This window comes from Micromonospora sp. NPDC049230 (genome assembly GCF_040647875.1).
Lineage (GTDB): Bacteria > Actinomycetota > Actinomycetes > Mycobacteriales > Micromonosporaceae > Micromonospora.
Map to the genome: position 1 here is coordinate 32,353 of NZ_JBEZCZ010000008.1, position 25,485 is coordinate 57,837.

The following is a 25,485-nucleotide window of genomic DNA, read 5'->3' on the forward strand; positions in this document are numbered from 1 at the left end:
CGCCGGTACCGAACCGGCCGGAGGTGACCATGTCGCGTCAGCAGTTCGGCTTCCTCGCCGGGTTCCTCGCCGTGGCGGTCTGGGCACTCGCCGGCATCGGCGTGACCGCCGTCGCCGTGCTCGCCGGCCTGCTCGGCTGGTTGGTGGCCCGGGTGCTCGACGGTGACCTCACGGTGACCGGTCTCGGCGACCGCCGCATCGAACCACGGCGACGCCGATGACCGGCCGCCCGTCCGACGCCGCGACTGTCGCGCGGATCGCGGTCCAGGCCGCCGGCCTGGTGCCGGGCGTCTCCGTCGTCCGTCCGGCGGCGGTCCGCCTCGACGACCGGTCCGTCGGACTCGACCTGCACCTGATCACCTGGTACGGGCACAGCGTGCCCACCATCGCCGAGACGGTCCGGGCGGTGGTCGCCGACCGGGTGGGCGCCACCACCGGCCTCCGCGTGGCGGCGGTCACTGTCACCGTGGACGACCTGCTCGTGCCGGGCGTCGACGTCTCCGCGGCCCCCGCGGCCGAGGCCGGCTGAGATGCGCACCGTCAACCGGGTCGCCTCGCTGCTGCTGGCCACCGCCCTGCTCGTCGGCGGGGCACTGGCAGCCGTCCAGGCACTCCTGCTCGCCCTGGACCGGTCGGCGCCGCTGGACACCACCGGCTGGTTCGACGCCCTGAGCGGCACCCGGTGGCGTGACCCGACGGTCCGGGCGGTGGCCGGCGGCGCCGTACTGCTGGGACTTGTCACCCTGGTCGCCCAACTGCGTCCCTGGACACCTGTGCGGTTGCGCACCGACGACCACGACGGCTGGCACCTGCACCGCCGCAGTGTGGAGCGGCGGCTGGCCGACGCGGCCGGCGCGGTGCCGGGCGTACGCCGCGCCCGGGTGCGGGTCCGACGGCGCGGCGGGCAGTGGCGCCCCCGGGTGCGCGCGACAGGCGATCCGGCGGCCCGGGCGGAGATCGAGTACGCGGTGCGCCAGGAACTGCACCGGCTCACCGCGCCCCGCCCCGGGCGCATCGACGTCCGGCTACAGCCCCGCCGGCGCCCGGCATGACAAACGCCGGCCACCGCCTTCTGTGGACGATCGTCGCGCTGCTGCTGGTGGCGGGCGGTGGCGCGGCGCTGGCGGCCGGCAACGGCACCCTGCCCGGCGCCGATCCACAGGCGACCCTGCTCAGCGCCGGACTGCTGGACCGGTGGCGGACGGCCACGCCCTGGAGCACCCTGGCCGCGGCGGTCGGCGGGCTACTACTCGCCCTGGCCGGGCAGCGCCTCCTGACCCGGGAGGTGCGGCGACCCGCCGGTACGCTGCGCGGCACCCTGAGTCACCCCGGGCGACGACCGGGCCGCACCCGACTGACCACCGATGTCCTCACCGACGCGCTGGTCCGCGACCTGACCGCCAACCCCGCGGTACGCCGGGCCCGGGTGGTGCTCACCGGCGAGCCGCCGCACCCCGACGTGTGGATCCGGGTGGACCTGACGGCCGACGCGGCGACCGCCGGTGTACGCGAGCACGTCCGCGCCGCGGTCCGCCGGTTCGCGGCGACGACCGACTGCCAGCCGGCGCACCTCGACGTGACCGCCCGCATCGAGCCGGGCCGGCCCTGACCCGCGCCGCGAGCCGGAGACGGCGGCGTTTCCCGGCGTACCGTGTGCCCTGCTCTCCGGCCGACACCCCATCTGGCACGGCCCGTCCCTGGCCGAGGAGCTGTCCCGGCCGGTGCTGGGCGACCGACGCGGGCCGGTCGGCGGCTCAGCCGTGGACGCCCGGGCGGCGCGCGGCCACGACGCTGGCCCCGATGGAGACCACCAGGGTCAGCACCACCACCGCCAGTGTCGACCAGACCGGCAGCTTGCCCACCGGCGTCTCGGCCAGGACGAGCTTCAGTCCGGCGAAGCCGAGCAGCAGCGCCAGCCCGTAGCGCAGGTAGCCGAAGCGTCGCAGCAGGCCGGCGAGGCAGAAGTAGAGACTGCGCAACCCCAGCACGGCGAACGCGGTAGCCGTCCAGACCAGGAAGGTGTTGGTGGTGATGGCGAGGATCGCCGCCACCGAGTCGATGGCGAAGACCATGTCGGTGGCCTCGATGGCGACGAGCGCCACCAGCAGCAGTGTCGCCACCCGTCGGCCGGCCACCCGGGCGGTGAACCGGTCGTCGTGGTACCGGGCGTCGGTGGGCACCAGCTTCCGGAACAGCCGGACCACGACGTTGCGGTCCGGGTCGACGTCCGGTTTTCCGCGTACGGCCAGCCGCCAGCCGGTCCAGATCAGGAAGGCGCCCAGCGCGAATCCGGCCCAGGTGAGCCGGTCCAGCAGCTCGGCCCCGGCGAAGATGAACAGCAGGCGGAAGACGAGCGCCCCGACGACACCCCAGAACAGCACCTTGTGCTGATAGCCCGACGGCACCTGGAAGTAGCCGAAGAGCAGGGCGAAGACGAACACGTTGTCCACCGAGAGCGCCTTTTCCAACAGGTAGCCGGAGAAGTACGCGATGGCCGGATCGCCGCCGAGGCCCCACCACACGACCAACCCGAACAGCAGACCCGCGCCGACCCACACGGCGCTCCACAGCAGCGCCTCGCGGAGCCCGATGACGTGGTTGTCCCGATGCAGCAGCACGTCCACGGCGAGCAGCACGGCGATCACCGCACCCACGCCCGCCCAACCCCACAGCGGCACCGCAACCGTCACCTCAGCCACCAACGCCCCCGCCCGCCCCCGCGCCCCCGCCCCGTCGATCTTGCGCTTTCTGCCCCGGTGAAGAGTGCGAAACGCGGCAAATAGGCGACAGGAAGCAAGATCGACGCGTGGGTGGGGTTCGGCGGGTCTGGCGGACATTGGTGGGGGGTGATCCGGCAGGATCGAGGGTGACCGGAAACATCAATCGACACGGCAGGAGATCCCCGCATGAACCAGGCAGCAGGCGCCCGATCCGGCAAGCCCGAGGTGGGTCCGATCGAGGGTGCGCCGCCGGCCGACCTCGTGATCGAGGACATCACCGTGGGCGAGGGGCCGCAGGCCCAGGCGGGCCAGTTGGCCAGCGTGCACTATGTCGGCGTGTCGCACTCCACCGGTGCCGAGTTCGACTCGTCCTGGAACCGGGGCGAGGCGTTCGAGTTCCCGCTCGGCGGCGGTCAGGTCATCGCCGGCTGGGACCGGGGCGTCGTCGGCATGCGCGTCGGCGGCCGTCGCCGCCTCACCATCCCGCCACACCTGGGGTACGGCGACCGCGGTGCCGGCGGCGTCATCAAGCCGGGCGAGACGCTCGTCTTCGTCGTCGACCTGCTCGACGTGCGCTGACCGAGGCTCGGGGGTCGTCGGCGCGTGCCGGCGGCCCCACTGCCGTCCTCGAACAACGACCGGGCTCAGGGGCCGACGGCGGTAGCAGCCCTCGAACGGCGATGCGGCTCAGGGTCGACGGCGCGCCGTCAGCGGCCTTCGAACAGCGACAGGGCTCGCGGGGCCGCGGGTCAGGCGGCCAGTCGCAGGTTGGCTGGCTCGACCGCCGGGCGACGGGCGGCCTCGACGACCCGGGCCGGCTCCAGAATCGGCATCACCCGGTGCAGCCCGGTGGCACGCAGCACCCGGGCCACGACCGGGCTCGGGTCGACCAGGACCAGCTCACCACCACACGCCCGGACCCGCAGGTGCGCGGCGAGCAGCGTGCGGACGCCGGCGGCGGAGAGCAGCCGCAACCCGGACAGCTCCACCTGGATCACCGGACGGGCCGGCACGGACCACAGCGCGGACCGGAACGCGGCCACCGTGGCGATGTCGACCTCACCGGCCACCCGCACGAGGACCACCTGGTCACCCACGCTGACCTGCACGTCGAGCCGGTCGATCCGTTCTCCCATGCCGAGAAATCTAGCCTCCCCCACCGACAGTTTCGGCCTCCGCGGGAGTGATTCCGGGTACGCCCAGGGTCTTACCCCGAGGTGCCCCCCGTCCCCCTCGGGGTAGGGGCCGGGGCCCAGCTCCGCACCGTGCCCCGACCGGGCCGTGCGTTGATCGACTCCAGCTCCAGGAAACCGGGGTGTCCGCGGCAGCCGGACGCCACGACGGCACGGATACCGTGTCGATCATGGGCGGCGGTCGGCGCCGGCGGTGGAGAATGGGCCGATGCTGCTCCCTCGGCCCCGGCCGCCACTGCTGATCCGGCCCGTCCGCGAGCCGGCCACCGTGCCTCCGCCGCTGACCGGGGCCTGGGCTCCGACGGACCGGCGGCTCGACCGAGCCGAGGTGCTGCCCCTCCCCGACGGCGCCGTCGGCCCGGAGGACGTGCTTGTCGACGACGCCGGCCGGGTGGTCAGTGGCGACGAGGACGGCCGGCTCTGGTGCTGGCCGGTGGACGCCCCGGTCGGCACCCACCCCCGGCTGCTGGCCGAGACCGGTGGCCGACCGCTCGGCATCGAGGTGGACGCGTCGGGTGAGGCTCTGGTCGTCTGCGACGCGTACCGCGGTTTGCTGCGGGTGACGCCCGACGGCGCGGTACGCGAACTGACCGGGGCCGCGCCCCTGGTGCACCTGGCCAACAACGCGACGGTGGCGCGCGACGGCACCATCTACTTCACCGACTCCTCCGACCGGTTCCCGGTGTCGCACTGGAAGCGGGACCTGCTGGAGCATCGCCCCAACGGTCGGGTGCTGGCCCACCATCCGGGCAGCGGCCGCACCGACGTGGTGACCGACGGGCTGTACTTCCCCAACGGGATCGCGCTGACCCCGGACGAGTCGGCGCTGATGCTCGTGGAGACCAGCACCCACCGCCTGCTCCGCGTCGAACTGGGCGGTGGCGTCCGGGTGCTCGCCGACCTGCCCGCGTACCCGGACAATCTGTCCGCCGTCGGCGACGGGACGTACTGGATCGCGTTGCCCAGCCCGCGGGTGCCGATCGCCGAGCGGCTGCTGCCGCACCCGCGACTGCGTCAGGTCGCCGCGTTGCTGCCCGACGCGTTGCAGCCGCAGCCGCGCCGCTACGGGCTGGTCGCGCTCGTCGACGGCGCGGGCGCGGTCCGCCGGACGCTGCACGGCCCGACCGGGCACTACCGGATGATCACCGGGGTACGCCAGCACGGCGAGCGCCTCTGGCTGGGCAGCCTGATCGGGTCCGGGGTGGCCCGCGTACCCCTGGACTGACAGGCCCGGGCCGGCCCGCGTGGTGGCGGGCCGACCCCGGGTGTCGGTGCCGGGTGTCTCAGCGGCCGCTGACCGAGGGCGCCGGGGCGGGTGAGCCGCCGGCCACCGCGCCCGGGTGCGCCGGGGGGACCGGCGCGGGTTTGAGCCCGGGCGGCACCGGCAGGGCACTGCCCCGGGCGAACTCGTCCCAGCTCACGTTCCACGCCGTCCAGCCGTTGCCCGGTTGCAACTCCACCTCGGTGCCCTTGACGGTGATCAGGTCACCGACCTGCGTCACCCCCATCAACCAGTCGGCCGCGGTGGCGGAGACGTTGGCGCAGCCGTGCGAGACGTTGGTGCTGCCCTGGTCCCCCTCCGACCACGGCGCGGAGTGGATGAACTCGCCACCCCAGGTGTAGCGCTGGGCGTCGTCGACGTCGACCACGTAGCCGCCGTTCGGCTCACCCCGGGTGTCGAAGGTGGTCCGCTCGTGCTTCTCCATGATCACCATCTTGCCGCTGGAACTCGGCGTGCTCGGTTTGCCCAGGCTGACCGGGATCCGGCGGATCTGTTTGCCGTCGCGCAGCACCGTCATCTGCTTGGTGGCGTTGTCGATCTCCAGCGCGAGCTGGCGTCCGATCTTGGAGGTCGCGGTCCGCTCGGCGTCGCCGACCCGGTCCTTGCCGATCGGCAGGCCCTCCAGCCCGGCCCGGACACTGATCGACGTCCCCGGTTTCCAGAAGTCGGGCGCCCGGTAATAGACCTGACTTCCGTCTTCGAGCCACGACCAGGTGCCGGGCTGCGGAGGATTCGTCTTCACGAACAACCGTCGCTGGACATCCGCTCTGGCCTCTTTCGGAATTGCCGGGTCGAACGCGACGGTTACCGGCATCGCCGTGCCGTACGTCCGATTACCCACGAAATAGAGAGTGCTGGTGATGTGCGGTTTGGTCGATGTGGCCATGGTGGTGAACGTGGTGGTGCGGGTGGTGGTGGCACCGGAGTCCCCGGTGGCGGTCACCTCGGCGGTGTACGTCCGCCGTGGTTGCAGCGGCCCCTTCGGCACCCACCCCGAGCCGTCCTCGCGCGGCTCGGCGTCGACCAGCTTGCCCTTGTCGTCGGTGAGGCGTACGCCGGTGACCCGGCCGCCCTTGACCACGGTGCCCACCTCGGCGCTGACCGGAACGTCGCGGGCCTTGTCCCCCGGTGTCACGGCGAGTTCCGGCCCGGCGACGTGGTGCTTGGCCGAACCATTCGCCGTCTCCCGGTCGGCGGTGCACCCACCCAGGACGAGCGGTGCGGCTGCGATGGTTACCGCCAACAGCGTCAATCGCCGCCTAGACGTCATGTTCAGTCCCCCCGTTTTCGACTTCCCTCCGCCACATTCTCGCCCGCTCGACAGGGGCGTCCACGGCATTCGGAAATAATCGCCCGCGCATTTACCGACGCAATTTCCGGCAATGTTCCGCTTGTTGGAACAGCGGCTGGAGCGACCGCTGTCGGGCCCTTTGCCCTGCTTGCGCGACCCCAGGCCGGCTGTCCGGATGACGGCGTCTGCGGGGGATGCGACGTGAACGGGGCGTGCGAGCGGTCCGCTTTCGTCGCCCGATGGGAAACTTCTGCCGAACGCGACGAAGCTTTGCCTTCGTCCGAGGGCAAGGGTAAGGTCACCTTCCAGATAGAGGGTTGCCCATTAGTCGATCAGCTTGCCGCCACTCTGCCGGGTTCGCTGTGTTCCGCCCCCACGGGGGGCTGGGCCGCACCGGCGCGTCGTTCTCACCGTCCAGCCGGAGTCCGCCTCCGGCCGGTTCGGCGCGCCCGGGTGACGGCAGCCAGGTCGACCGCCGCCGACGGCGTACCTGCCGTCAGGAAGGGACCACCACCATGGATCAACAGCTCAACCGTCCGATATCGGCGTCCGAGTCGATCAGCCGGCGCGGAGTGCTGCGCGCCGCGACCGTCTCCGCCGCCGCCGCCGGCGCCGCCGGTCTGCTCGCCGGCCCGGCCACCGCCGCGCCAGCCGGGCAGTCCCAGGGCCGACGTCGGGTGCCGGTCGACCGGATCAGCATCCAGCTCTACACGCTGCGTGACCAGCTCGCCGCCGACCTGCCCGGCACCCTGGACGCGCTGCGCCGGATCGGCTACCGGCGGGTGGAGCACGCCGGATTCGTCGGACGCACCGCCGCGCAGTTCCGGGCGGCGCTCGACGAGGCCGGGTTGCGGTCCACCTCCGGGCACACCGGCATCCCGCAGCCCTTCGACGCCGCCACCTGGGAGCAGTCCCTCGCCGACGCCAACATCGTGGGCTGCGAGAAGATCGTCCACCCGTACTTCGGTCGGGACGCCAGCGGTCAGGCGATCCGGGACCCCAACGTCTACCGGGCCCTGGCGCGCGACCTGAACAAGGCCGGCCGGTTGGCCGAACGCGCCGGGCTCGACTTCGGCTACCACAACCACCAACTGGAGTTCGTGCCGTTGACCGACGGCTCGACCGGCTTCGAGATCCTCACCGGGCAGACCGACCCGCGCCTGGTCCACTTCGAGCTCGACCTCTACTGGACGTGGCGGGGCGCGCACGACCCGGTCGACGTGATCCGGGCCAACCGCGGCCGGATCCGCCAGGTGCACGTCAAGGACCTCGACGTCGAGGGCGGTTTCGCCGACCTCGGCGACGGTGTCGTCGACTTCGGCCGCATCTTCGCCCACGAGCGGGAGGCCGGCATCGAGGAGTACATCGTGGAACGCGACGACGCGGGCACCACGCCCCGCTCCCCCGCCGACGCCCTGGACACCGCTCGGGTCGGCTTCGACTATCTCGCCTCACTTCGGTACTGAAACACCGCTGGCCGGCGTCGGCGCTCAGCTCCAGTCGCTGTCGACGTGGTTGTCCCGCCAGCGTCCGCCCACCGGCGGGGTGTCCAGCAGCATCCCGTCGCCGACGTTGCCGGCCAGGTCGTTGTCCTCGACCCGGCAGTCCACACAACTGCCGCGCTCGGTGATCCACAGCCCGTGCGTCTGGGTCTGCTCGTCGTGGTTGTCCCAGATCCGGTTGCCGCGGACCGTTGCCGAGTCGAACGCGGCGTCGATCGTGATCCCGGCCCGCCGCTGGGGTGCGGGAGACAGTTCGTATCCGCAGCCGGGCGGCGGCACGTCCCCGCTCCAGGCGGTGAACCCGTCGGGGCGTACCGGGGCGAGGGTGAGTTCGTCGCCGGTGTTGGAGGCGACCATGGCCACGGCGCGTCCGACCCGCAGGACCTTGCCCCGGTGCCCGTCGTGCGGCCAGTTGGCCGACCGGTCCACCAGGCACCGCTCGCTGTAGCGGACGGCGTCGCCGATCCCGCCGGCGCCCTGGGCACACTGCCGGCCGTTGTTGCGGATCCGGTTGTTGAGCAGCACCGCGTCGGTCATCTGGTGGTCGATCCGGACCGCGTCCAGGCCGTTGCCCCAGAACTCGTTGCTCTCGATGACGACGTCCCGGACCGAGCCCTGGTAGCCGCGTCCGAGGTTGTGCGCGTGGTAGCCGTGTCGACCGTTGCCGCTGATCCGGTTGCCCCGCACCGTGTACGGGCCGGGGCTGTTGCCGATGCTGACCCCGTCGCGCATGTTGCCGTCGATGACGCAGTCGGTGAGCAGCCCACCCCGACCGGCCACCGACGAGGTTCCCTGCGCCGACACGTCGAAGCCGGTCTCCAGGTTGCCGGTCATGGTGCAGGCCGAGACGATCAGACCGTCGGCGCCCCAGTCGGAGATGCCGAACCGGTTGCCCTGGCTGTGACAGCCGATGATGCGGTAGCCGCGCGGCGGCGCCCAGAAGTCCTTCTGCAACTCCAGGAAGATTCCGTTGGTGCCGTTGGCAAGCGTGGTGCAGTTGGCGATGGTCAGCCGCTCCACAGTGCCCCAGCCGCCGATGCCGACCCCGATGCCGGCGCCGCCCATCTGCTCGCCGTTGTCCAGTCGGCCGCAGCCGACCACCACCACGCCGTCGATCAGGGAGTCCTGGAGGAAGTCGCAGCCCAGCCCGGTGGCCGCCGTGTGGTGGATGTAGAGGTTGCGGAACACCCCCCGCACCACGTACTGGAGACCGAGGCCCTTGGCCAGGTAGTTGTACTCGGCCATCGCCACGCCGGAGCCGTCGATCTGGAAGTCGGAGAAGGTGCAGTCGGCGATGTGCCGGTCCCGGTCGGCACCGTGCTGCACTGTGGTCCAGAAGGCCAACGGTGTCGGATCGGCCCGGTTGCCCTCGTTGCTGAGCATGAACCGGGTCGCCGCCGGGCCTGCCCCGACCAGTGACACTCCGCTGCGCCACACCGTGCCCGCGTCCCGGATCGAGTAGATGCCCGGCGGGCAGTAGATGACCCGGGCCCGCCCGTCCGAGGCGTACCCGGCGCCGAGACGGTCCACGAGGGCGGCAAGCGCCGGTTGGTCGTTCGTGGCGCCGTCGCCGGTCAGCCCGTACTCCAGCGCGTCGCAGTAGAGGGGCGCGCCGGCCGAGGCGGGCCGCCGTACCCGGACCGAGTTCAGTAGCAGTTCGTTCGCCACGGCCACGGGCTGGCTCCCTTCGACGCGTTCGGTGCGCTCCGGCGGGGCCGACTTCCCGATCACACCGCCGGGAAACCCCCGGCACGACGACCTGCCGGGGAAACCCGGACGCGCGCCGGCCCCGGCGCGCCGCAGGGGGCAGCGCCGGGGCCGGGGCACGCGGCTCAGACGGCGGCGATCAGCAGCGCGGGGCGCTCCACACAGTCGGCGACGTGCCGCAGGAAGCCACCGGCCACCCCGCCGTCGCAGACCCGATGGTCGAAGGTGAGGCTGAGCTGTGTCACCTTGCGAACCGCGAGTTGCCCGTCGACCACCCATGGCTTGTCCACGATCCGCCCGATCCCGAGCAGCGCCGCCTCGGGGTGGTTGATGATCGGTGTGGAGCCGTCGACGCCGAACACCCCGTAGTTGTTGAGGGTGAACGTGCCGCCGGTCAGCCGGGCCGGTGGCAGGCTGCCCGCCCGCGCGGCGGCGGTGGTCGCCGCCAGTTCGGCGGCCAGCTCGGCGGTGGTGAGTCGCTGGGCGTCGCGCAGCACCGGCACCAGCAGACCCCGGTCGGTCTGGGCGGCGATGCCGAGGTGCACGCCCGCGGACTGGACGATCTGCTGCGCCTCGGTGTCGACCCGGGCGTTGAGCTGCGGGAACCGGCGTAGCCCGCTGAGGCAGATCCGGGCCAGCAGGGCCAGGATGCTCACCGGCGCGTCGGGCGTCGCCGCGTTGATCGCGGCCCGGGTCTCCAGCAGCCCGGTGGCGTCCACGTCGACCCAGATGGTCACCTCGGGGATCTCCCGCCGGCTGCGGGAGAGCTTGTCGGCGATGACCTTGCGAACGCCGGTGAGCGGCACGATCACGTCGCCGTCCCCGGACGGCACCGGCACGGCGGGCGCGTCCGGCACGGCGGCGAGCCGGGCGGCGGGCACGGTCGGCGCCGCCTCCACGTCGGCACGGCGGATCACCCCGCCGGGCCCGGAGCCCCGCACCGCGTTCAGGTCGACACCACGCTCCCGGGCCAGCCGCCGCACGATCGGCGAGATGACCAGGGCGGTCGGCCGTACTGGGTCCCCGGGCGCGTCGCCCGCGCCCGGGGAGCCGCCGGCAGCCGCGCGGATCCCACCGGTCGGAGCGCCACCACCGGTCGGGGCAGCACCGGTCGGGGCAACACCACCGGTCGGGGCAGCACCGGTCGGGGCAACACCACCGGTCGGGGTAGCACCGCCCGTCGCGGCGGCACCATCGGTCCGCGCGGTGTCGGTCGGCGTGGCGTCGGCCGGTTCGGGGGCGAGCGTCAGCCGAGGTCGGCGTCGACGGCGGGTGGCGCCGCCGTGGCCGGTGCCGTAGCCGATCAGCACGTTGCCGGAGCCGGCCCGCTCCTCCTCGCGGTAGGTGGCGTGCCCGGCGGGCTCGTCGCCGCCGTCCAGCGGCGCGATGGTGATCAGCGGCTGGCCGACCGGGCGTACCTCACCGGCCGCGCCGTGCAGGGTGACGACCCGGCCGGCGTACGGGCACGGCACGTCCACGACCGCCTTCGCGGTCTCCACCTCGACCACGCTCTGGTCGACGGTGACCACGTCGCCGACGGCGACCCGCCACTCGACGATCTCGGCCTCGCTCAGCCCCTCGCCCAGGTCGGGCAGGAGGAAGACCTGGGTCCGTTCGACTGTGGTCATGCCGCCGCCCAACGCGCGTCCGGCTGGTCGTCCCACTGGAGTCGGGCCACCGCGTCGAGCACCCGGTCCACGCCGGGCAGGTGGGTGTGCTCCAGCATCGGCGCCGGGTATGGGATGTCCAGCCCGGCGACCCGCAGCACCGGGGCGTGCAGCGCGTGGAAGCAGCGCTCCTGCACCCGGGCGGCGATCTCCGCGCCGACCCCGGCGAAGCCCTGCGCCTCCTGGATCACCACGCAACGGCCGGTGCGGCGGACCGAGGCGGCGATGGTGTCGTCGTCGAACGGCACGATGGTGCGCACGTCCACCACCTCCAGGTCCCAGCCCTCCTCGCGGGCGGCCTCGGCGGCCTCCAACGCGACAGGCACCGCCGGCCCGTACGCCACCAGTGTGGCGTCGCGTCCCGGGCGGCGCACGACGGCCCGGCCGAACGGCTCGGTCCGGGTCGGCAGGGCCGCGTCGGCGCTGCCGAAGTAGAGCTTCTTGGGCTCCATGAAGACCACCGGGTCGGGGTCGTCGATCGCCTCACGCAGCAGCGAGTACGCGTCCTCGACCGTCGCCGGGGTGACCACCTTCAGACCGGGGGTGTGCGCGTAGTACGCCTCGGACGAGTCGCAGTGGTGCTCGACCCCGCCGATGCCGCCCGCGTACGGGACCCGGATCACGATCGGCACGCTCAGCGCGCCCCGGGTGCGGTTGCGCAGTTTAGCCACGTGCGAGGCGATCTGCTCGAACGCCGGGTACGCGAACGCGTCGAACTGCATCTCGACCACCGGCCGCAGACCGGACATGGCCAGGCCGACGGCGAACCCGACGATGCCAGCCTCGGCGAGCGGGGTGTCGAAGCAGCGGTCCTCGCCGAAGCGGGCCTGGAGGCCGTCGGTGATCCGGAAGACGCCGCCGAGCGCGCCCACGTCCTCACCGAAGACGACGACCCGGTCGTCGGCGGCGAGCGCGTCGGCGAGCGCGGTGTTGAGCGCCTTCGCCATGGTGGTGGCCATCAGGCGTCCCCCTCCTCGTCGCGAGCGGCGGCCAGCTCGGCGCGGACCAGCTCGCGCTGTTCGACGAGTTGCGGGGTGGGCTCGGCGTAGACGTGGTCGAACAGGCTCAACGGGTCGACGCTGGGCTGCTCGTTCATCCGGGTCCGCAGGTCCGCCGCGTACGCCTCGGCCTGCTCGGCGACAGCGGCGATCGCCGCGTCGTCGAGGATCCCGCGGGCCCGCAGGTAGGTCTCCAGCCGGGCGATCGGGTCGCGGTCACGCCAGGCGTCGACCTCGGCGCCGTCGCGGTAGCGGCTGGCGTCGTCGGCGTTGGTGTGCGGCTCCATCCGGTACGTGTGCGCCTCGACGAGGAACGGCCCGTTGCCGGCTCGGGCGTGCGCGACCGCGCGGGTGAGCACGGCGAGCACCGCCACCGGGTCGTTGCCGTCGACCTGCTCGCTGGGTACGCCGTAGCCGACGCCCTTGTAGGCCAGCGACGGCGCGGCGGTCTGCCGGGACAGCGGGACGCTGATGGCGTACCTGTTGTTCTGCACGAAGTAGACGACCGGCGCCTTGAACACGGCGGCGAAGTTCATTCCCTCGTGGAAGTCGCCCTCGCTGGTGGCGCCGTCGCCGATGAAGGCCAGCGCCACTGTGTCGCGACCCTGGTACGCCTCGCCGTGCGCGAGACCCGCGGCGTGCACGCACTGGGTGGCGAGCGGGGTGCACTGCGGCGCGGTGCGAACCTCGGTCGGGTCGTAGCCGCAGTGCCAGTCGCCGCGCAGCAGGGTGAGCACCTCGACCGGGTCGATGCCCCGGGCAACCAGCGCCATCGACTCACGGTAGGTGGGGAAGACCCAGTCGGTGTCGCGGACCGCGAGCGTCGCGCCGACCTGGCACGCCTCCTGGCCCCGCGAGGAGGGGTAGACGGCCAGCCGGCCCTGCTTGGTCAGCGCTGTCGCCTGGGTGTCGAACCGGCGGCCGAGCACCATCCGGCGGTACAACTCGCGCAGCACCTCGACGGGTGGCTCCGGATAGTCGCCGCGGGCGGGCAGCGGCGTGCCGGTCGGGTCGAGCAGGCGGACGGGTTCGGTGTTCGGCAGCAGCGGGCGCGCGGGGTCGGGCGGGGTGACCGCTCGACGCGAACGCGGGGATGCCCTGCGGACCGCCTGGGGAGTGGTCGTCACGGCGGAACCTCCTGGGACGTGTGGTGAGCCTATGCTTCCGCCTGTCGGATGATTGACTCAAGATCCACGCAGAAGGCGGGACGGTTGGCATGCGGAGGGACTACCAGTGAGCCAGGAGACCGGCGAGGACGCAGACCGGGTGGCGGGATCGGGACGATCGGTACGAGCCCTCGACGAGGTGGACCGGCGGATCCTCGACGAGCTGGTCCGGGACGGGCGGACGTCGGTGCGCACCCTCGCCGAACGGATCCACATCTCCCGCACCAACGCGTACGCGCGGGTGGAGCGGTTGCTGCGCGACGGGGTGATCACCGGGTTCCACGCCCAGGTGGCGCCCGAGGCGGCCGGGTTGGGCACCTCGGCGTACATGGCGTTGACGATCGAGCAGAACACCTGGCGGGAGGTGTCGGCCGAGCTGGCCCGGGTGCGCTACGTCGAGCATGTGGCGTTGCTCAGCGGCGAACACGACGTGCTGGCCCTGGTCCGGGCCCCGGACAACGCCGCCCTGCGGGACGTGGTGTTGGACCGGGTGCAGCGCATCGCCGGGGTGTTGTCGACGCGGTCCTGGCTCGTCTTCGAGGAGTTCGGCGGAACGCAGAGCCCCTGGCGGTAGGGGCCATAACACGAATTCATTAGCACGATGACGAAACAGCCGAATCACCGCAGAACGCCGCTACTATCCGCGACGTGGCTATATCGAATGAGTTGTGGGAGCAGGCCAGGGTAGCCGCCCCGCCACCGACCCGGCCGACGTCGACAAGGCCGACGTCGACCGGCGGGCGGTCCTTCCGCGGGGACATCGAGGGCCTGCGGGCAGTGGCAGTGCTGCTGGTGCTCCTCGGTCACGCCGGAGTGCCGTACCTGCCCGGCGGTTTCGTCGGTGTCGACGTGTTCTTCGTGATCTCCGGCTTTCTCATCACCGGTCTGCTGCTGGAGGAACTCGACAACCGTGGACGGCTCTCGCTCACCGACTTCTACGCCCGACGGGCGAAGCGTCTGCTCCCGGCCGCCGCGACAGTCCTGCTCGCGACCCTGGTGCTCACCTACGTCTTCCTGCCCCGTGGCCGCTGGTCGTCCACCGCCTGGGACGTCATCGCCAGCGCCTGCTACGCCATGAACTGGCGGCTGGCCGAGCAGTCCGCCGACTACGTCGCCGCCAACGACGCCGCGAGCATCGCCCAGCACTTCTGGTCCCTCGCCGTCGAGGAGCAGTTCTACCTGGTGTGGCCGCTGCTGCTGATCGCGCTCGGGTGGTTCGCCCGCCGCCGGGGGCATGGTGGCCGCGGCCTCTACCTGCTCGGGTTGGCGCTGATCGCGGTCCCCTCGTTCGCCTGGGCGCTGTACGTCTCGCCGACCGACCCGTCGGCGTACTTCGTCACCACCACCCGCATGTGGGAGCTGGCCCTCGGCGGCACCGTCGCCGTCACGGCGATCTGGTTGCGCCGGTCACCGCGCCTGGTGGCAGTGCCGCTGGCCTGGGCCGGGCTGATCGCCGTCGGCGCCTCGGCCGCGCTGATCACCACCGAGGCCGGCTTCCCCGGCTACGCCGCGCTCGGCCCCACCCTCGGCACCGCCACGGTGATCGCGTTCGGGCCGGCCGCCGGCCGCGCCGGACCCGTCCTGCTGCTGGGCCGCCAGCCGCTGCGCTATGTCGGTGGGATCTCCTACTCGCTGTACCTGTGGCACTGGCCGGTGCTGGTCGCCGCGCAGGCGCAGTTCGGTGACCTCGGCGTTGGCCCCGCGCTCGCCGTCGTGGCCGCCTCGGCGGTCCCCGCCGCGCTCACGTACCACTTCATCGAGAACCCGGTGCGCCGGTCACCGACCCTCGCCGACCGGCCAACCTCCGCCCTGCGCATCGGGGCCGTCTGCACCGGTGTGGCAGCGCTGGCCGGCCTGACGTTCCAACTGGCCATCCCGTCGTCGGCGGGTACGACGCCACCGTCGTCGGTCATCATGGGCCAGGTGCCCGGCGGCTCCGCGCAGACGACGCCACCGGCCGCGCCGGGCGCGGCGGCGCTCGGCGCATCCCCCCGCACCAGCCGGGCCGGGGTGCCCGTCGACACCGTCGACTCGATCACGCCCCAGCCGGCGCGGGCGGCCCAGGACGCGCCGCTGTTGCAGGCGACGAAGAGTTGCCACGTGTCGTTGGAGTCCGCGACGCCGGAGGTGTGCGTCTACGGGAAGATGAACTCGGCGACCACGATCGCGCTCGCCGGCGACTCCCATGCCGATCAGTGGGTCCCCGCCATGCGACTGGCGGCGGAGACCAACGGGTGGCGCCTCGCCACCTACACCAAGGGCGGCTGCCCGTTCCTGACGGCGGAGATCTCCCTGAACGGCAGGCCCTACACCTCATGCACGGAGTGGAACAGAAAGGTGCGGGAGACGTTGCTCGGCGCGGGTCGCCCCGACCTGCTGGTCGTGACCAACGCCGAGTACCCGGTCCACGGCGAGCCCACGTCCAAATGGCGGTCCGCGCTGGTCCGCGAGCTGCGCGAGACGTGGAGCGGCATGATCGCGGAGAAGATGCCGGTGGTGGTGCTGCGGGACACGCCGCTGCACCTGAAGGACGTCGCCGAGTGCGTGTCGAAGAACCCGAACCGCCTGACGAAGTGCGCCGACAGCCGGGACGAGGTCCTGGGTCGCGGGGGCGGTCCCGCTCAGGAAGAGGCGGCCGAGGGGCTGACCGGCGCCCACCTGATCGACCTGAACGACTGGATCTGCCCCGCGGACCGGTGCGCCCCCGTCATCGGCGGCGTGCTCGTGTGGCGCGACGCGCACCACCTGAGCGCCACCTACTCGACGACCCTCGCACCCCAGGTGGGCGCCGCGCTCAAGCCCGTGCTCGCCGACCTGTGACCCGCCGGGCCGGGCCGGACCTCACCGTTCGGGTGGGGCCTCCAGCCCCTCCCGGTCGGCCAACTCCAGCAGCGGCGCCAACGAGTGCCGGTCGCCGTCCAGGCCGGCGTGCGGGTCGCCGCGCTCGGCGAAGCGGGCCGGCACGGTGCGCACGTCGAAGTCCTCCGGCCGGGCGTCGTCCAGCTCCGCCCAGGTCAGCGGTGTCGACACCAGAGCCTGGGGCGTCGGTCGGATCGAGTACGCCGAGGCCATCGTGTGGTCCCGCGACATCTGGTTGTAGTCGACGAAGACCGGGCGGTCCCGCTTGTCGCGCCACCAGGTGGTGGTGACCAGCTCCGGCAGCCGGCGCTGCATCTCCCGGCCCAACGCGAGCACCGCCCGACGGCACTCGCCGAAGCTCCACCGCGGCTCGATCGACAGGTAGACGTGCAGGCCCCGCCCGCCGGTGGTCTTCGGGTAGCCGGTCATGCCCAGCTCGGCCAGGAACGCGTTGACCTCGCGGGCCACCGGCACCACCTGCTCGAAACCGACGCCGGGCATCGGGTCGAGGTCGATGCGCAACTGGTCGGGGCGTTCCACGTCGGCCGCGGTGACCGGCCAGGGGTGAAACCGCAGGGTGCCCAGGTTGGCCGCCCAGATCACCACTGCCAACTCGCTGGGCGCGACCTCGTCGGCGGTCCGGCCACTGGGGAAGGTGATGTGCGCGGTGCGCACCCACTCGGGCGCGCCCGCCGGCAGCCGCTTCTGGTAGAACGCGTCGCCCCGGTTGGTCTGCCGGGTGGCGATCGTCGCGCCCTCGAAGACGCCACGCGGCCAGCGTTCCAGCATCGTCGGCCGGTCCCGCAACGCGCGCAGGACCCCGTCACCAACGGAGAGGAAGTAGCGCACCACGTCCAACTTGGTGAGCCCCAGCTCCGGGAAGTACGGCTTGTCGGGGCTGGAGACGCGGACCAGCCGCTCCCCCACCTGGATCTCCTCCGCCGCCGTGGCCACGCCCCCGAGCGTACGGCTCGGGGGCGGGCACGTAGGCCCTAGCGGCCGGGAACCAGCGTGGCGGATTGCTGTGGCAGCTCCTCGGTCGGACCGCCGACCTGCGCCGGCGGCGTCGAGGGCGGCTCCTCGGCCACCGCGGTCTGCTGTTCGACGGGCACCCGCTGCGACGACCGGCGGGCCACGAAGCCCGGCGTCCAGTCCTTCAACCGCAGCGCCGGCTGCTCGACGAGCTTCCAGGACAGGAACGCGGCGGCGAAGGCGACAGCGACCGACATGGCCGCGAACGGCACGTAACCCCAACGGTTCCAGCCGAGGCTGGCCATCAACTGCTGGAAGATGAACCCGTAGATGTAGATGCCGTACGAGTAGTCGTTCTTGCGGCCCACCCAGTGCACCTGGCGCGGCAGCCGCACCGACAGCCACACCAGCAGGTACGCGAACGCGGGCAGCCCGATGACGAAGAACCCACCGACGAGCAGGGACAACCCGAGCGCCACCGCCGCGCCGATGCCCAGCACGTCGCTGATCGGCACCCGCTCCCGGTAGAGGTCGAAGGTCGCGCCGAGGGCGAAGAGGAAGCCGAGGTAGACGATGTAGTGGAAGCTCATCGGGCCGACCAGTGGCGCATCGAAGGTCCAGCCCGCCGTCGACGCCGGGCCGCTGATCTGCCCGGTGTTCACCCAGTCCTGAAGGATGCTCAGGTAGAGCACGACGGTCAGGACCAGCACGAACCGGCGGGCGTGGCGCAGCACGGCGGTCGCCGCCAGCACGCCCACCACGACGTAGCAGAACATCTCGTACTTCAGTGACCACAGCGCGCCGTTGAAGACGCTGGTGCTGGTCTTGCGACCCCACGGGGTGGACTGGATGAACAGGTCGTGGATGCCGTACTGCTCGACACCTGTCCACCAGTTGCCGCGCAGGTAGGCCAGCGGGCCGCCCGGCTCCCCGGGATTGTCGAAGTAGCCGGCGGTGGTGCCGTGCTCGCGCAACGCGACGAGCGGGGCGATCACCAGCGCGGTGATCAGCAGGCAGACCCAGAGACCGGGCAGGATCCGCAGGGCGCGGTGCCAGGCGTAGCGGATCAGGCCGGTACGCCGGGCGCTGCGGGTGATCAGCAGGCCGGAGAGCACGAAGAAGCCGTACACGGCCATGGTGCCGACGTTGGTCTGCCGACCGGTCAGGGTGTAGCCGAGGTCGGCGGCACCGAAGCCGAGCGGCTTGGAGTGCGACAGCACGACGCCGACGGCGAGGCAGAGCCGGATCAGCCCGATGCCGTTGCTCCGGCCAGAGAGCAGGTCGGCCAACGTGCCACGGGACCGAATGAGGGCGGGGGTTGTCATACGGTCAGGAAACCTCTCGGCATCAGGCGGGCACCTCGGCGCCGGCGTGCTCCCACAGTTGCTTCATCTCGGTGTGCAGGTCGTCGCTCGGCGACCAGCCGAGCACCTCGGCAGCCAACCTGACGTCCAGTCGCTGCCAGCTGGTCTCGGCGGGGCCGGTCTGCTCGGCCTCGACCAGATCGGTCGGCACCTCACTCACGTCGATGAGGAGCCGGACCATATCACGCGCGCTGGCCGCCACCCCCCGACCGATGTTGATCACGCGGCCGGGCGCGTCGGGGCGGGTCGCGGCCAGCAGCACGGCGGCGACCACGTCGCTGAGGCCGATGAAGTCACGCCGGGAGCCGAGCGGAGCGAGTTCCAGCCGGGCCCGCGTACCGGCCCGCTGGGCGTCGCGCAGCCGGCCCGCGACCACCCCGAGCAGGCTGTGCCCCGGCTGGCCGGCGCCGATGACGTTGCCGACCCGCAGCGTGACGCCCTCGATCAGACCCTGCCGGTCCGCCGCCGTGATCGCCTCGGTGCAGCGCAGCTTGAACTCGCCGTACGGCATCACCGGCGCGGGGGTCAACTGCTCGGGCATCGACGTGTCCACCGGGACCAGCCCGTACTCGTGCACGCTGCCCATCTGGACCACCCGGACCCGCCCGGGCAGTCGGCCCGCCGCCTGCACCAGCCGCTCGACGAGCGTGACGTTGACAGCGAGCATCTGGGCCTCGGACAGACCCCACATCCCGCCCGCCGCGTTGATCACCACGTCCGGGTCGAGGTCACGCAGCACCGCGCTGATCTCGTCGACGTCGGCGGCGGCCAGGTCCAGTGCGCGGACCTCGACACCCGGGCCGATCGTCTTCGGGGTACGCGCGACAGCGACAACGGAGTGGCCCTGGTCGGCCAGCGCGCGGCAGATCGGTCGGCCGAGGAAGCCGGTGCCGCCGAGCACCACCACCCGCACCGGCTGCGGCGCCGCGTCCTCCGCCGGACGTCGTGGTCTGACGGTCATGGCGTCCCCCTGGCTGTCGTCGGTCATCGGCCCGGCCCGAACGCGTGCCGGGACAGGCTGCGCACGCCGGCCATCTTGCCGGAGAGGACAGCCGTCGGCAGCAGGGTGATGGCGTGTAGGCGAGAAGAGGTGTAGCTGCGGGCCGCGCGGGCCGCGCGCGGCCAGCCCTGCTCGTCCATCCGGCGGGCGACGTCGAGGAAGAACGCCCGCGCCTCGGTGAACCGGGAGCCGTTGACCGCGTCGGCGGCGGACTTGCTGACCGCGTGCCGCCGGTACTGGAAGCAGAGGGTGTCGTCGACGGCCATCTGCTCACCGCGCTGGATCAGGTCGATCACCAGGGCCAGGTCCTGGATGACCTGGAACTCCTCGCGGAAGTCGACGGCCTTGAGCGCGTCCGTCCGCCAGCAGATCGACGGGAAGTAGAACCAGCAGCCCCGCAGCAGGCTGGCCGCCAGGTCCTCACCTCCCATCAGTTCGCGGGAGTCGATCCGGGGGGCGTAGATCCGCCGCTTCGCCTGGTCGACGATGGTGTTGACCACCGTGCCCTCGGCGTCGATGATCTCGACCCCCGGCTGGACCATGCCGACGCCCGGGTACTGCTCGATCACCGATCGCACTGTGGCGACGTAGTTGGGGTGCATGATGTCGTCGGTGCCCATCATCACCAGGTACTCGTGCTCGGCGAGACCGACGCACTTGCGGTAGTTGCGGGTGATCCCCAGATTGCGCTCGTTGCGCTGGTAGCGGACCCGCTCGTCGTCGATGCCCGCGAACCACTCCGGCACGCCCGGCTCGGTGCCGTCGTCGACCACTGTGAGACGCCAACCCGGGTCACTCTGCGCCATCACGCTGCGCACCGCCGCCTGCATGAGGGGCACGCTTCCGTAGTACGGCAGCATAATGTCGACAATCATTGGGTCGGTTGGCCTCACTGTGCGTGGTGGAAATGCTCGACGGGCGCGGCCACATTATCAGGCCCGTCCCCACGATCGGCCATCGCCGAACCGAGCGGGCACGCTCCCGGATCGGGCCGATCACGCGCGGGAGCCGGCCCTCGTGGGCGCTATCATCGTCGCGCCCCGTAACCCGCCCCCCGATCGGACGCCGATGTCGAACCGCGCCGTTGCCACTGACGCGCAGCCCGCGCAGACCGACGCGGGGAGTCCTCCCCCGCCCACCGGGCCGGACCGCCGGCCGGTCCCGCTCGCCCGCCGGCTGGCGCTCAGCGTCTGGTTCTGGCCGACGGCGTTCGCCGCGGTCGCCGTCGGGTGGCGGCTCGGCAGCCCGGAGATGTGGCACGACGAGCTGGTCACCATCGACGTGGCGACCCGCTCCACCGGGCAGATCCGGGGCATGCTGGCCAACGTCGACGCCGTGCACGGGGCCTACTACCTGTTCATGCACGCCTGGACGACGCTGTTCGGCACCGGCCCCATCGCGGTACGCCTGCCGTCGGCGCTGGCGATGACCCTGGCCACCGCCTGCGTGGCGCTGGCGGGGCGGCGGCTGTTCGACCACCCGACGGGTGTCGCCGCCGGGTTCGTGTTCGCCCTCGTGCCCACCGTCACCCGGTTCGGGCAGGAGACCCGCTCGTACGCCTTCGTCGTCCTCGCCGCGGCGGCGGCCACCCTGTTCCTGCTCCGCGCGCTGGAGCGGCCCGGGTTGCTGCGCTGGGCGGCGTACACCCTCGCGGTGGCCGGCATCGGCCTGGTCAACGTGGTCGCGCTGACCCTCCTGGTCGGGCACGGCACCGCCGTCCTGCTCCACTGCTGGCGCAAACGCGCCTGGTGGTCGCTGGCCTGGTTCCCGCTCGCCGCCCTCGGCGGGGTGGCGCTCGCCGCGCCGGTGATCCTGCGGGGGATGAAACAGGCGGGGCGGCAGATCAGCTGGATCCCGGACAGCTCGCCCTGGACGGTCTGGGAGCAGGCGTACGGCTCGACGCTGCTCGCCGCCGCGGTGACCGCGCTGGCCACCATCGGTCTGCTGACCCACCTGCGCCGCGACGCCCTGACCCGGACGGTGAGCGCGACGCTTGTCGCGGTGCTGCCGGTGCCGGTGATCCTGGTGGCCTCGACCGGCGAGATCAACTACTTCTTCTCCAAGTACCTGCTGTTCCTGCTGCCGGCCTGGGCGGTCCTGGCCGGCTCGGGGCTCGCCGTGCTGCGCCGTACCCCGCTGGTGGCCGCCGGGCTGGTGGTCGTGGCCGCGCTGTCCGTGCCCGGTCAGCTCGCGATGCGCGGGGAGTACTCGCACGGCTGGTACACCTACCCCCGGGCGAGGGCCTTCGAGCCACTGTCCTACTCGCAGGCGGCACGGGTCATCGAGGCGGGCTACCAGCCCGGTGACGGCCTCGTCGTGGGCGACGTCTGGTGGTGGCTGACCGAGCCCGGCGTCCGGTACTACCTCCCGGCGGACGTTTCCCCGCGCAACGTGTTCCAGGCGCGGACCGCGGCCCAGCGCAACGAGCTGTTCGCCGCGGACTGCGCCGACCCGGCGAGCTGCCTGCGGGACGAGCCACGGCTGTGGTTGGTGCAGCCGACGGTCACCGACACACCGATGACCGGGCTGTCGAAGAAGGCGGCCGCCGTCCTCGGCGAGCGGTACCAACTGGCCCAGCTGACCCACGTGACCGGGATGACCGTCGCCCTGCTGCAACGGCGCGGCTGAGCGGGCGCGATTACCGCCGCCGGCCCCCGGGTAGGGGGTCGGCATGGCGGAACTGGCAACGCTCTGGATCATCCGGCACGGTGAGAGCACCGCGAACGTGGCGGCGACGCACGCCGAGGCGTCCGGCGAGGAGCTGATCGGGCTCAGTCACCGCGACGCCGACGTGCCGCTCTCCCCCACCGGCGAGGAGCAGGCGCGGGCCACCGGCCGCTGGCTGGCCGGGCTGCCCGCGGACCGCCGGCCGGACGTCGCGGTGGTCTCGCCGTACCTGCGGGCGGTCAACACCGCCGAGTTGGCGCTGCACGGCACCGGGGTGCCGGTGAGCCGCGACGAGCGGCTGCGCGACCGGGAGCTGGGCATCCTCGACGGCCTGACCGGGCACGGGGTCCGCCGGCGGTATCCCGACGAGGCCGAGCGGCGGGCCCGGCTCGGCAAGTTCTACTACCGTCCGCCCGGCGGGGAGTCCTGGACCGACGTGGCGCTGCGGCTGCGCACGCTGCTCGGCGACCTGCGCCGGGACCACGAGGGCCAGCGGGTCCTGCTCTTCGGCCACGACGCGCTCGTCTTTCTGCTGCGCTATCTGGTGGAGGGGCTGACCGAGGCGGACCTGATGGCGCTGACCCGCGAGCACGTGATCGCCAACTGCTCGATCACCGACTGGTCCGCCGACGCGCGGGACCGGCTGGTCCTGGGCGGATTCAACGAGGTCGGCCACCTGCACCGGCAGGGCGCCCAGCCGACCAGGGAGGACGAGATCCATGCCGAACCGGTCTGAGGTGAAGGTGATCACGCCGGCGTTGCTGCGGGACTGGGCGCTACCGGTGCCGGTCGGCGGCAAGGAGAGCCGGGGCACAGTGCTCGTCGTCGGCGGGTCCCGCTTCACCCCCGGTGCGGTGCTGCTCGCCGGGGTGGCCGCGCTGCGCGCCGGCGCCGGGGTGCTCCAGCTCGCCGCCGCCGAGTCCACCGCCGCCACGCTGAGCATCCAGGTGCCCGAGGCGCTGGTGGTCGGGCTGCCGGAGACTCGCGACGGCGCGGTCGCCGCCGACCGGGACGGGCAGCTCGACGAGCTGGTCGCCCAGGCCGACGTGGTGGCTCTCGGGCCGGGGCTGAAGGCGATCGACGAGACCAACAGGTTGCTGAGCCTGGTCCTGGAGGCCGCCCGGCCGCAGACGTCGCTGGTGCTCGACGCGTACGCCCTCGGTGCGCTCAGTCACGCACCGGACCTGCTGGTCGGCTCGGGCCGGCCGGTGGTGCTCACCCCGAACCTCACCGAGGCCCGGCACCTGCTCGGCCGGGACCCGGGCGACGACCTGGACGCCGAGGCCGCCGAGTTGGCCGGCCGGTACGAGGCGGTCGTCTCGCTCTACGGGCACGTGGCCGCGCCGGACGGCCGAGGGTGGCGGGAGGAGAGCGGCGACGCCGGGTTGGGCACCTCCGGCAGTGGGGACGTGCTCGCCGGGTTGCTGGCGGGGCTGCTGTCCCGGGGCGCCGACCCGGCGCAGGCCGCCTGCTGGGGTTCGTTCTCGCACGCGGTGAGCGGCCAGCGGTTGATCCCCCGCTACGGCCGGATCGGTTTCCTCGCCCGGGAACTGCTCGACGAGATCCCCCGCACGTTGGCGATGGTCTGATCCACCCATATCCGTTGTTTCCGCGCCGACCACCTGGGTACCGATCACCCCACCAGACGAGATCCAGGGAGGTCACACCCGTGTCGACAGATGCCATCGTCCTGCTCAAAGAGGACCACAAGGAGATGCGTCGCCTGTTCAAAGCCTTCCAGGATGCCGAGGAGGGCCCGGCGAGCCAGCGGCAGAAGCTGGTGGACCAGATTCTGGAGGCCCTCACCGTGCACACGTACCTCGAGAACGAGGTGATGTACCCGGAGGTCCGCCGCCTGCTGCCCGACCTGGAGGACGACATCCTCGAGTCGTACGAGGAGCATCACGTGGCCGACGTGCTCTGCGCCGAGCTGGCCAGCATGGACGCCGACGACGAACGCTTCAACGCCAAGACGACGGTGCTGATCGAGAACGTCACCCACCACGTCGAGGAGGAAGAGGAGGAGTGGTTCCCCAAGGTCCGCGACGCGTTGGGTCGTAAGCAACTCCAGGAGATCGGCGAGCGGATGATCGCGCTGCGGGCCGACGCGCCGCGTACCCCCACCGCGCCGAAGGCGATCAAGAAGGCGATGGACGCGGTGACGGCCTGAGTCGGTCGCGTACACCGAGGGGCCCGGCACGACGCCGGGCCCCTCGTCGTGTGCCGGGGGTCAGTCGCCCGAACCCGGCTCGGCCATGTGCCGGTGCTGCTCGGCCTTGAGCCTGTCCGGGATGATCTTCCCGGCGGCGGTCTGCACCTTGTTCAGCAACGAGCCGGCGGTGACCGTCTGGTCACCTCGCATCAGCGCCTCGAAGCCCTGCGCGGCGACCTTCGCCGGGTCGTCCTTGGAGCCGGAGCCCACCCGGGTGTCCTGCATGTCGGCACGCTCGAAGAACTCCGTGTCGGTCGGCCCGGGCATCAGCGCGGTCACCGTGACACCGGTGTCCCTCAGCTCGTTGCGCAGCGCCTCGGCGAACGACTGCACGAACGACTTCGAGGCGTTGTAGACCGCCTGGAACGGCCCCGGCATGGTGGAGGCGATCGACGAGGTGAACAGCACCCGGCCCGCGCCCCGCTCGACCATGCCGGGCAGCAGCCGCTTGGCCAGGTGCACCGTCGAGCGCACGTTGAGGTCGACGATCTCCAACTCGTCGCGCAGGTCGGTGCCGCCGACGAAGGCCCCGCCGGCGCCCCGCCCGGCGTTGAGCGCCAGGGCGTCCACCGGGCGCCCGGTGGCGGCGATCGTCGACGCCAACTCCTCCACGCCCGGCTCGCGGGCCAGGTCGACGCGGACCGGCTGGACCTGCGGGCCGCCGTCGCGGCGCAGCTTCTCGGCCGCCGCCGAGATGCCGTCGTCCTCGGCGGCCACGATCAGGTCGAACCCGTGCTCGGCGAACCGCACTGCCAACTCGTACCCGATTCCGCTGGACGCTCCGGTCACCACGGCGAGCGGCCGCTCGGAGGTCGGTGTGGTCATGATGGGGACTCCTCTCCTGCCGGTGGCGGTGGCATCTCCCCCACCTGTGCCCCGACGTCG

Annotated in this window: 25 protein-coding genes; 13 read left to right on the forward strand and 12 right to left on the reverse strand. The window is 72.3% G+C overall.

Annotated features, from left to right (window positions below; all coding sequences use genetic code 11):
• Window positions 1-29: 29 nt before the first annotated feature.
• The 4 genes from AB0A95_RS09800 to AB0A95_RS09815 are packed head-to-tail and all read left to right on the forward strand — an operon-like array spanning window position 30 to window position 1,609.
• Window positions 30-221, forward strand: coding sequence for a hypothetical protein (locus tag AB0A95_RS09800; protein ID WP_357555236.1), 192 nt, complete (start codon window positions 30-32; stop codon window positions 219-221).
• Window positions 218-529 carry an Asp23/Gls24 family envelope stress response protein gene (locus AB0A95_RS09805; protein WP_357555237.1) on the forward strand — a complete coding sequence of 104 codons (312 nt, stop codon included), beginning with the start codon at window positions 218-220 and terminating at the stop codon, window positions 527-529. Before AB0A95_RS09800 ends, AB0A95_RS09805 begins: the two co-directional genes overlap by 4 nt.
• A 1-nt stretch (window position 530) precedes the next feature.
• A complete protein-coding gene (locus tag AB0A95_RS09810) occupies window positions 531-1,052 on the forward strand; it encodes a DUF6286 domain-containing protein (protein WP_357555238.1) in 522 nt (173 codons plus the stop codon).
• Window positions 1,049-1,609, forward strand: coding sequence for a hypothetical protein (locus tag AB0A95_RS09815; protein ID WP_357555239.1), 561 nt, complete (start codon window positions 1,049-1,051; stop codon window positions 1,607-1,609). Before AB0A95_RS09810 ends, AB0A95_RS09815 begins: the two co-directional genes overlap by 4 nt.
• Before the next feature lie 145 nt (window positions 1,610-1,754).
• Here AB0A95_RS09815 and AB0A95_RS09820 read toward each other — a convergent pair whose 3' ends face one another.
• Complete coding sequence (locus tag AB0A95_RS09820) at window positions 1,755-2,690, reverse strand: TerC/Alx family metal homeostasis membrane protein (RefSeq protein ID WP_357555241.1); 936 nt, start codon at window positions 2,688-2,690, stop codon at window positions 1,755-1,757.
• Between the two features lie 216 nt (window positions 2,691-2,906).
• Between AB0A95_RS09820 and AB0A95_RS09825 the strand changes: the two genes are divergently transcribed.
• Window positions 2,907-3,299 (forward strand): FKBP-type peptidyl-prolyl cis-trans isomerase, encoded by a 393-nt coding sequence (locus AB0A95_RS09825; protein WP_357555242.1) that lies wholly within the window; start codon window positions 2,907-2,909, stop codon window positions 3,297-3,299.
• A 170-nt stretch (window positions 3,300-3,469) separates the two neighbouring features.
• Here AB0A95_RS09825 and AB0A95_RS09830 read toward each other — a convergent pair whose 3' ends face one another.
• Window positions 3,470-3,856: an STAS domain-containing protein gene (locus tag AB0A95_RS09830; RefSeq protein WP_357076709.1), complete on the reverse strand. Its 387-nt coding sequence runs from the start codon at window positions 3,854-3,856 to the stop codon at window positions 3,470-3,472.
• 265 nt (window positions 3,857-4,121) lie between these two features.
• On the opposite strand from AB0A95_RS09830, the gene AB0A95_RS09835 reads away from it, so the two are divergent.
• On the forward strand, window positions 4,122-5,138 hold the full coding sequence (locus AB0A95_RS09835; protein ID WP_357555244.1) for an SMP-30/gluconolactonase/LRE family protein: 1,017 nt from the start codon (window positions 4,122-4,124) through the stop codon (window positions 5,136-5,138).
• A 58-nt stretch (window positions 5,139-5,196) separates the two neighbouring features.
• On the opposite strand, the gene AB0A95_RS09840 is transcribed toward AB0A95_RS09835, so the two are convergent.
• A complete protein-coding gene (locus AB0A95_RS09840; protein WP_357555245.1) occupies window positions 5,197-6,465 on the reverse strand; it encodes an Ig-like domain-containing protein in 1,269 nt (422 codons plus the stop codon).
• Between the two features lie 536 nt (window positions 6,466-7,001).
• Between AB0A95_RS09840 and AB0A95_RS09845 the strand changes: the two genes are divergently transcribed.
• Complete coding sequence (locus tag AB0A95_RS09845) at window positions 7,002-7,952, forward strand: sugar phosphate isomerase/epimerase (protein ID WP_357555247.1); 951 nt, start codon at window positions 7,002-7,004, stop codon at window positions 7,950-7,952.
• 24 nt (window positions 7,953-7,976) lie between these two features.
• On the opposite strand, the gene AB0A95_RS09850 is transcribed toward AB0A95_RS09845, so the two are convergent.
• From AB0A95_RS09850 to pdhA, 4 genes are all read right to left on the reverse strand, one after another.
• Window positions 7,977-9,656, reverse strand: coding sequence for a right-handed parallel beta-helix repeat-containing protein (locus AB0A95_RS09850; RefSeq protein ID WP_357555442.1), 1,680 nt, complete (start codon window positions 9,654-9,656; stop codon window positions 7,977-7,979).
• Between the two features lie 164 nt (window positions 9,657-9,820).
• On the reverse strand, window positions 9,821-11,323 hold the full coding sequence (locus tag AB0A95_RS09855) for a dihydrolipoamide acetyltransferase family protein (RefSeq protein ID WP_357555248.1): 1,503 nt from the start codon (window positions 11,321-11,323) through the stop codon (window positions 9,821-9,823).
• Window positions 11,320-12,324, reverse strand: coding sequence for an alpha-ketoacid dehydrogenase subunit beta (locus tag AB0A95_RS09860; RefSeq protein WP_357076912.1), 1,005 nt, complete (start codon window positions 12,322-12,324; stop codon window positions 11,320-11,322). Before AB0A95_RS09860 ends, AB0A95_RS09855 begins: the two co-directional genes overlap by 4 nt.
• Window positions 12,321-13,520, reverse strand: coding sequence for a pyruvate dehydrogenase (acetyl-transferring) E1 component subunit alpha (gene pdhA, locus AB0A95_RS09865; protein WP_357555443.1), 1,200 nt, complete (start codon window positions 13,518-13,520; stop codon window positions 12,321-12,323). The genes AB0A95_RS09860 and pdhA overlap by 4 nt, the downstream gene beginning before the upstream one ends.
• A gap of 106 nt (window positions 13,521-13,626) precedes the next feature.
• Between pdhA and AB0A95_RS09870 the strand changes: the two genes are divergently transcribed.
• On the forward strand, window positions 13,627-14,100 hold the full coding sequence (locus tag AB0A95_RS09870; protein ID WP_357555444.1) for an Lrp/AsnC family transcriptional regulator: 474 nt from the start codon (window positions 13,627-13,629) through the stop codon (window positions 14,098-14,100).
• Between the two features lie 74 nt (window positions 14,101-14,174).
• Entirely contained in the window at window positions 14,175-16,346 is a 2,172-nt protein-coding gene (locus AB0A95_RS09875) for an acyltransferase family protein (protein WP_357555250.1), read from the forward strand.
• 21 nt (window positions 16,347-16,367) lie between these two features.
• Here the strand turns inward: AB0A95_RS09875 and AB0A95_RS09880 are convergent, their stop codons facing one another.
• From AB0A95_RS09880 to AB0A95_RS09895, 4 genes are read right to left on the reverse strand one after another with little or no spacing between them, the layout of a single operon-like run.
• A complete protein-coding gene (locus AB0A95_RS09880) occupies window positions 16,368-17,339 on the reverse strand; it encodes a DNA primase small subunit domain-containing protein (protein ID WP_357555251.1) in 972 nt (323 codons plus the stop codon).
• 38 nt (window positions 17,340-17,377) lie between these two features.
• A complete protein-coding gene (locus tag AB0A95_RS09885; RefSeq protein ID WP_357555253.1) occupies window positions 17,378-18,682 on the reverse strand; it encodes an acyltransferase in 1,305 nt (434 codons plus the stop codon).
• A gap of 22 nt (window positions 18,683-18,704) precedes the next feature.
• Window positions 18,705-19,682 carry an NAD(P)-dependent oxidoreductase gene (locus AB0A95_RS09890; RefSeq protein ID WP_357555255.1) on the reverse strand — a complete coding sequence of 326 codons (978 nt, stop codon included), beginning with the start codon at window positions 19,680-19,682 and terminating at the stop codon, window positions 18,705-18,707.
• A gap of 23 nt (window positions 19,683-19,705) precedes the next feature.
• Complete coding sequence (locus AB0A95_RS09895) at window positions 19,706-20,596, reverse strand: glycosyltransferase (protein ID WP_357555256.1); 891 nt, start codon at window positions 20,594-20,596, stop codon at window positions 19,706-19,708.
• A 193-nt stretch (window positions 20,597-20,789) separates the two neighbouring features.
• Between AB0A95_RS09895 and AB0A95_RS09900 the strand changes: the two genes are divergently transcribed.
• The 4 genes from AB0A95_RS09900 to AB0A95_RS09915 all read left to right on the forward strand — a co-directional run bounded on the left by AB0A95_RS09900 (window position 20,790) and on the right by AB0A95_RS09915 (window position 24,558).
• On the forward strand, window positions 20,790-22,349 hold the full coding sequence (locus AB0A95_RS09900) for a glycosyltransferase family 39 protein (protein ID WP_357555257.1): 1,560 nt from the start codon (window positions 20,790-20,792) through the stop codon (window positions 22,347-22,349).
• 43 nt (window positions 22,350-22,392) lie between these two features.
• Window positions 22,393-23,124, forward strand: coding sequence for a histidine phosphatase family protein (locus tag AB0A95_RS09905; protein ID WP_357555258.1), 732 nt, complete (start codon window positions 22,393-22,395; stop codon window positions 23,122-23,124).
• Entirely contained in the window at window positions 23,108-23,977 is an 870-nt protein-coding gene (locus AB0A95_RS09910; RefSeq protein WP_357555260.1) for an NAD(P)H-hydrate dehydratase, read from the forward strand. The genes AB0A95_RS09905 and AB0A95_RS09910 overlap by 17 nt, the downstream gene beginning before the upstream one ends.
• Before the next feature lie 80 nt (window positions 23,978-24,057).
• Window positions 24,058-24,558, forward strand: coding sequence for a hemerythrin domain-containing protein (locus AB0A95_RS09915; protein ID WP_357555261.1), 501 nt, complete (start codon window positions 24,058-24,060; stop codon window positions 24,556-24,558).
• A 60-nt stretch (window positions 24,559-24,618) separates the two neighbouring features.
• Here the strand turns inward: AB0A95_RS09915 and AB0A95_RS09920 are convergent, their stop codons facing one another.
• Window positions 24,619-25,425: an SDR family NAD(P)-dependent oxidoreductase gene (locus AB0A95_RS09920; protein WP_357555262.1), complete on the reverse strand. Its 807-nt coding sequence runs from the start codon at window positions 25,423-25,425 to the stop codon at window positions 24,619-24,621.
• Window positions 25,426-25,485 lie beyond the last annotated feature (60 nt).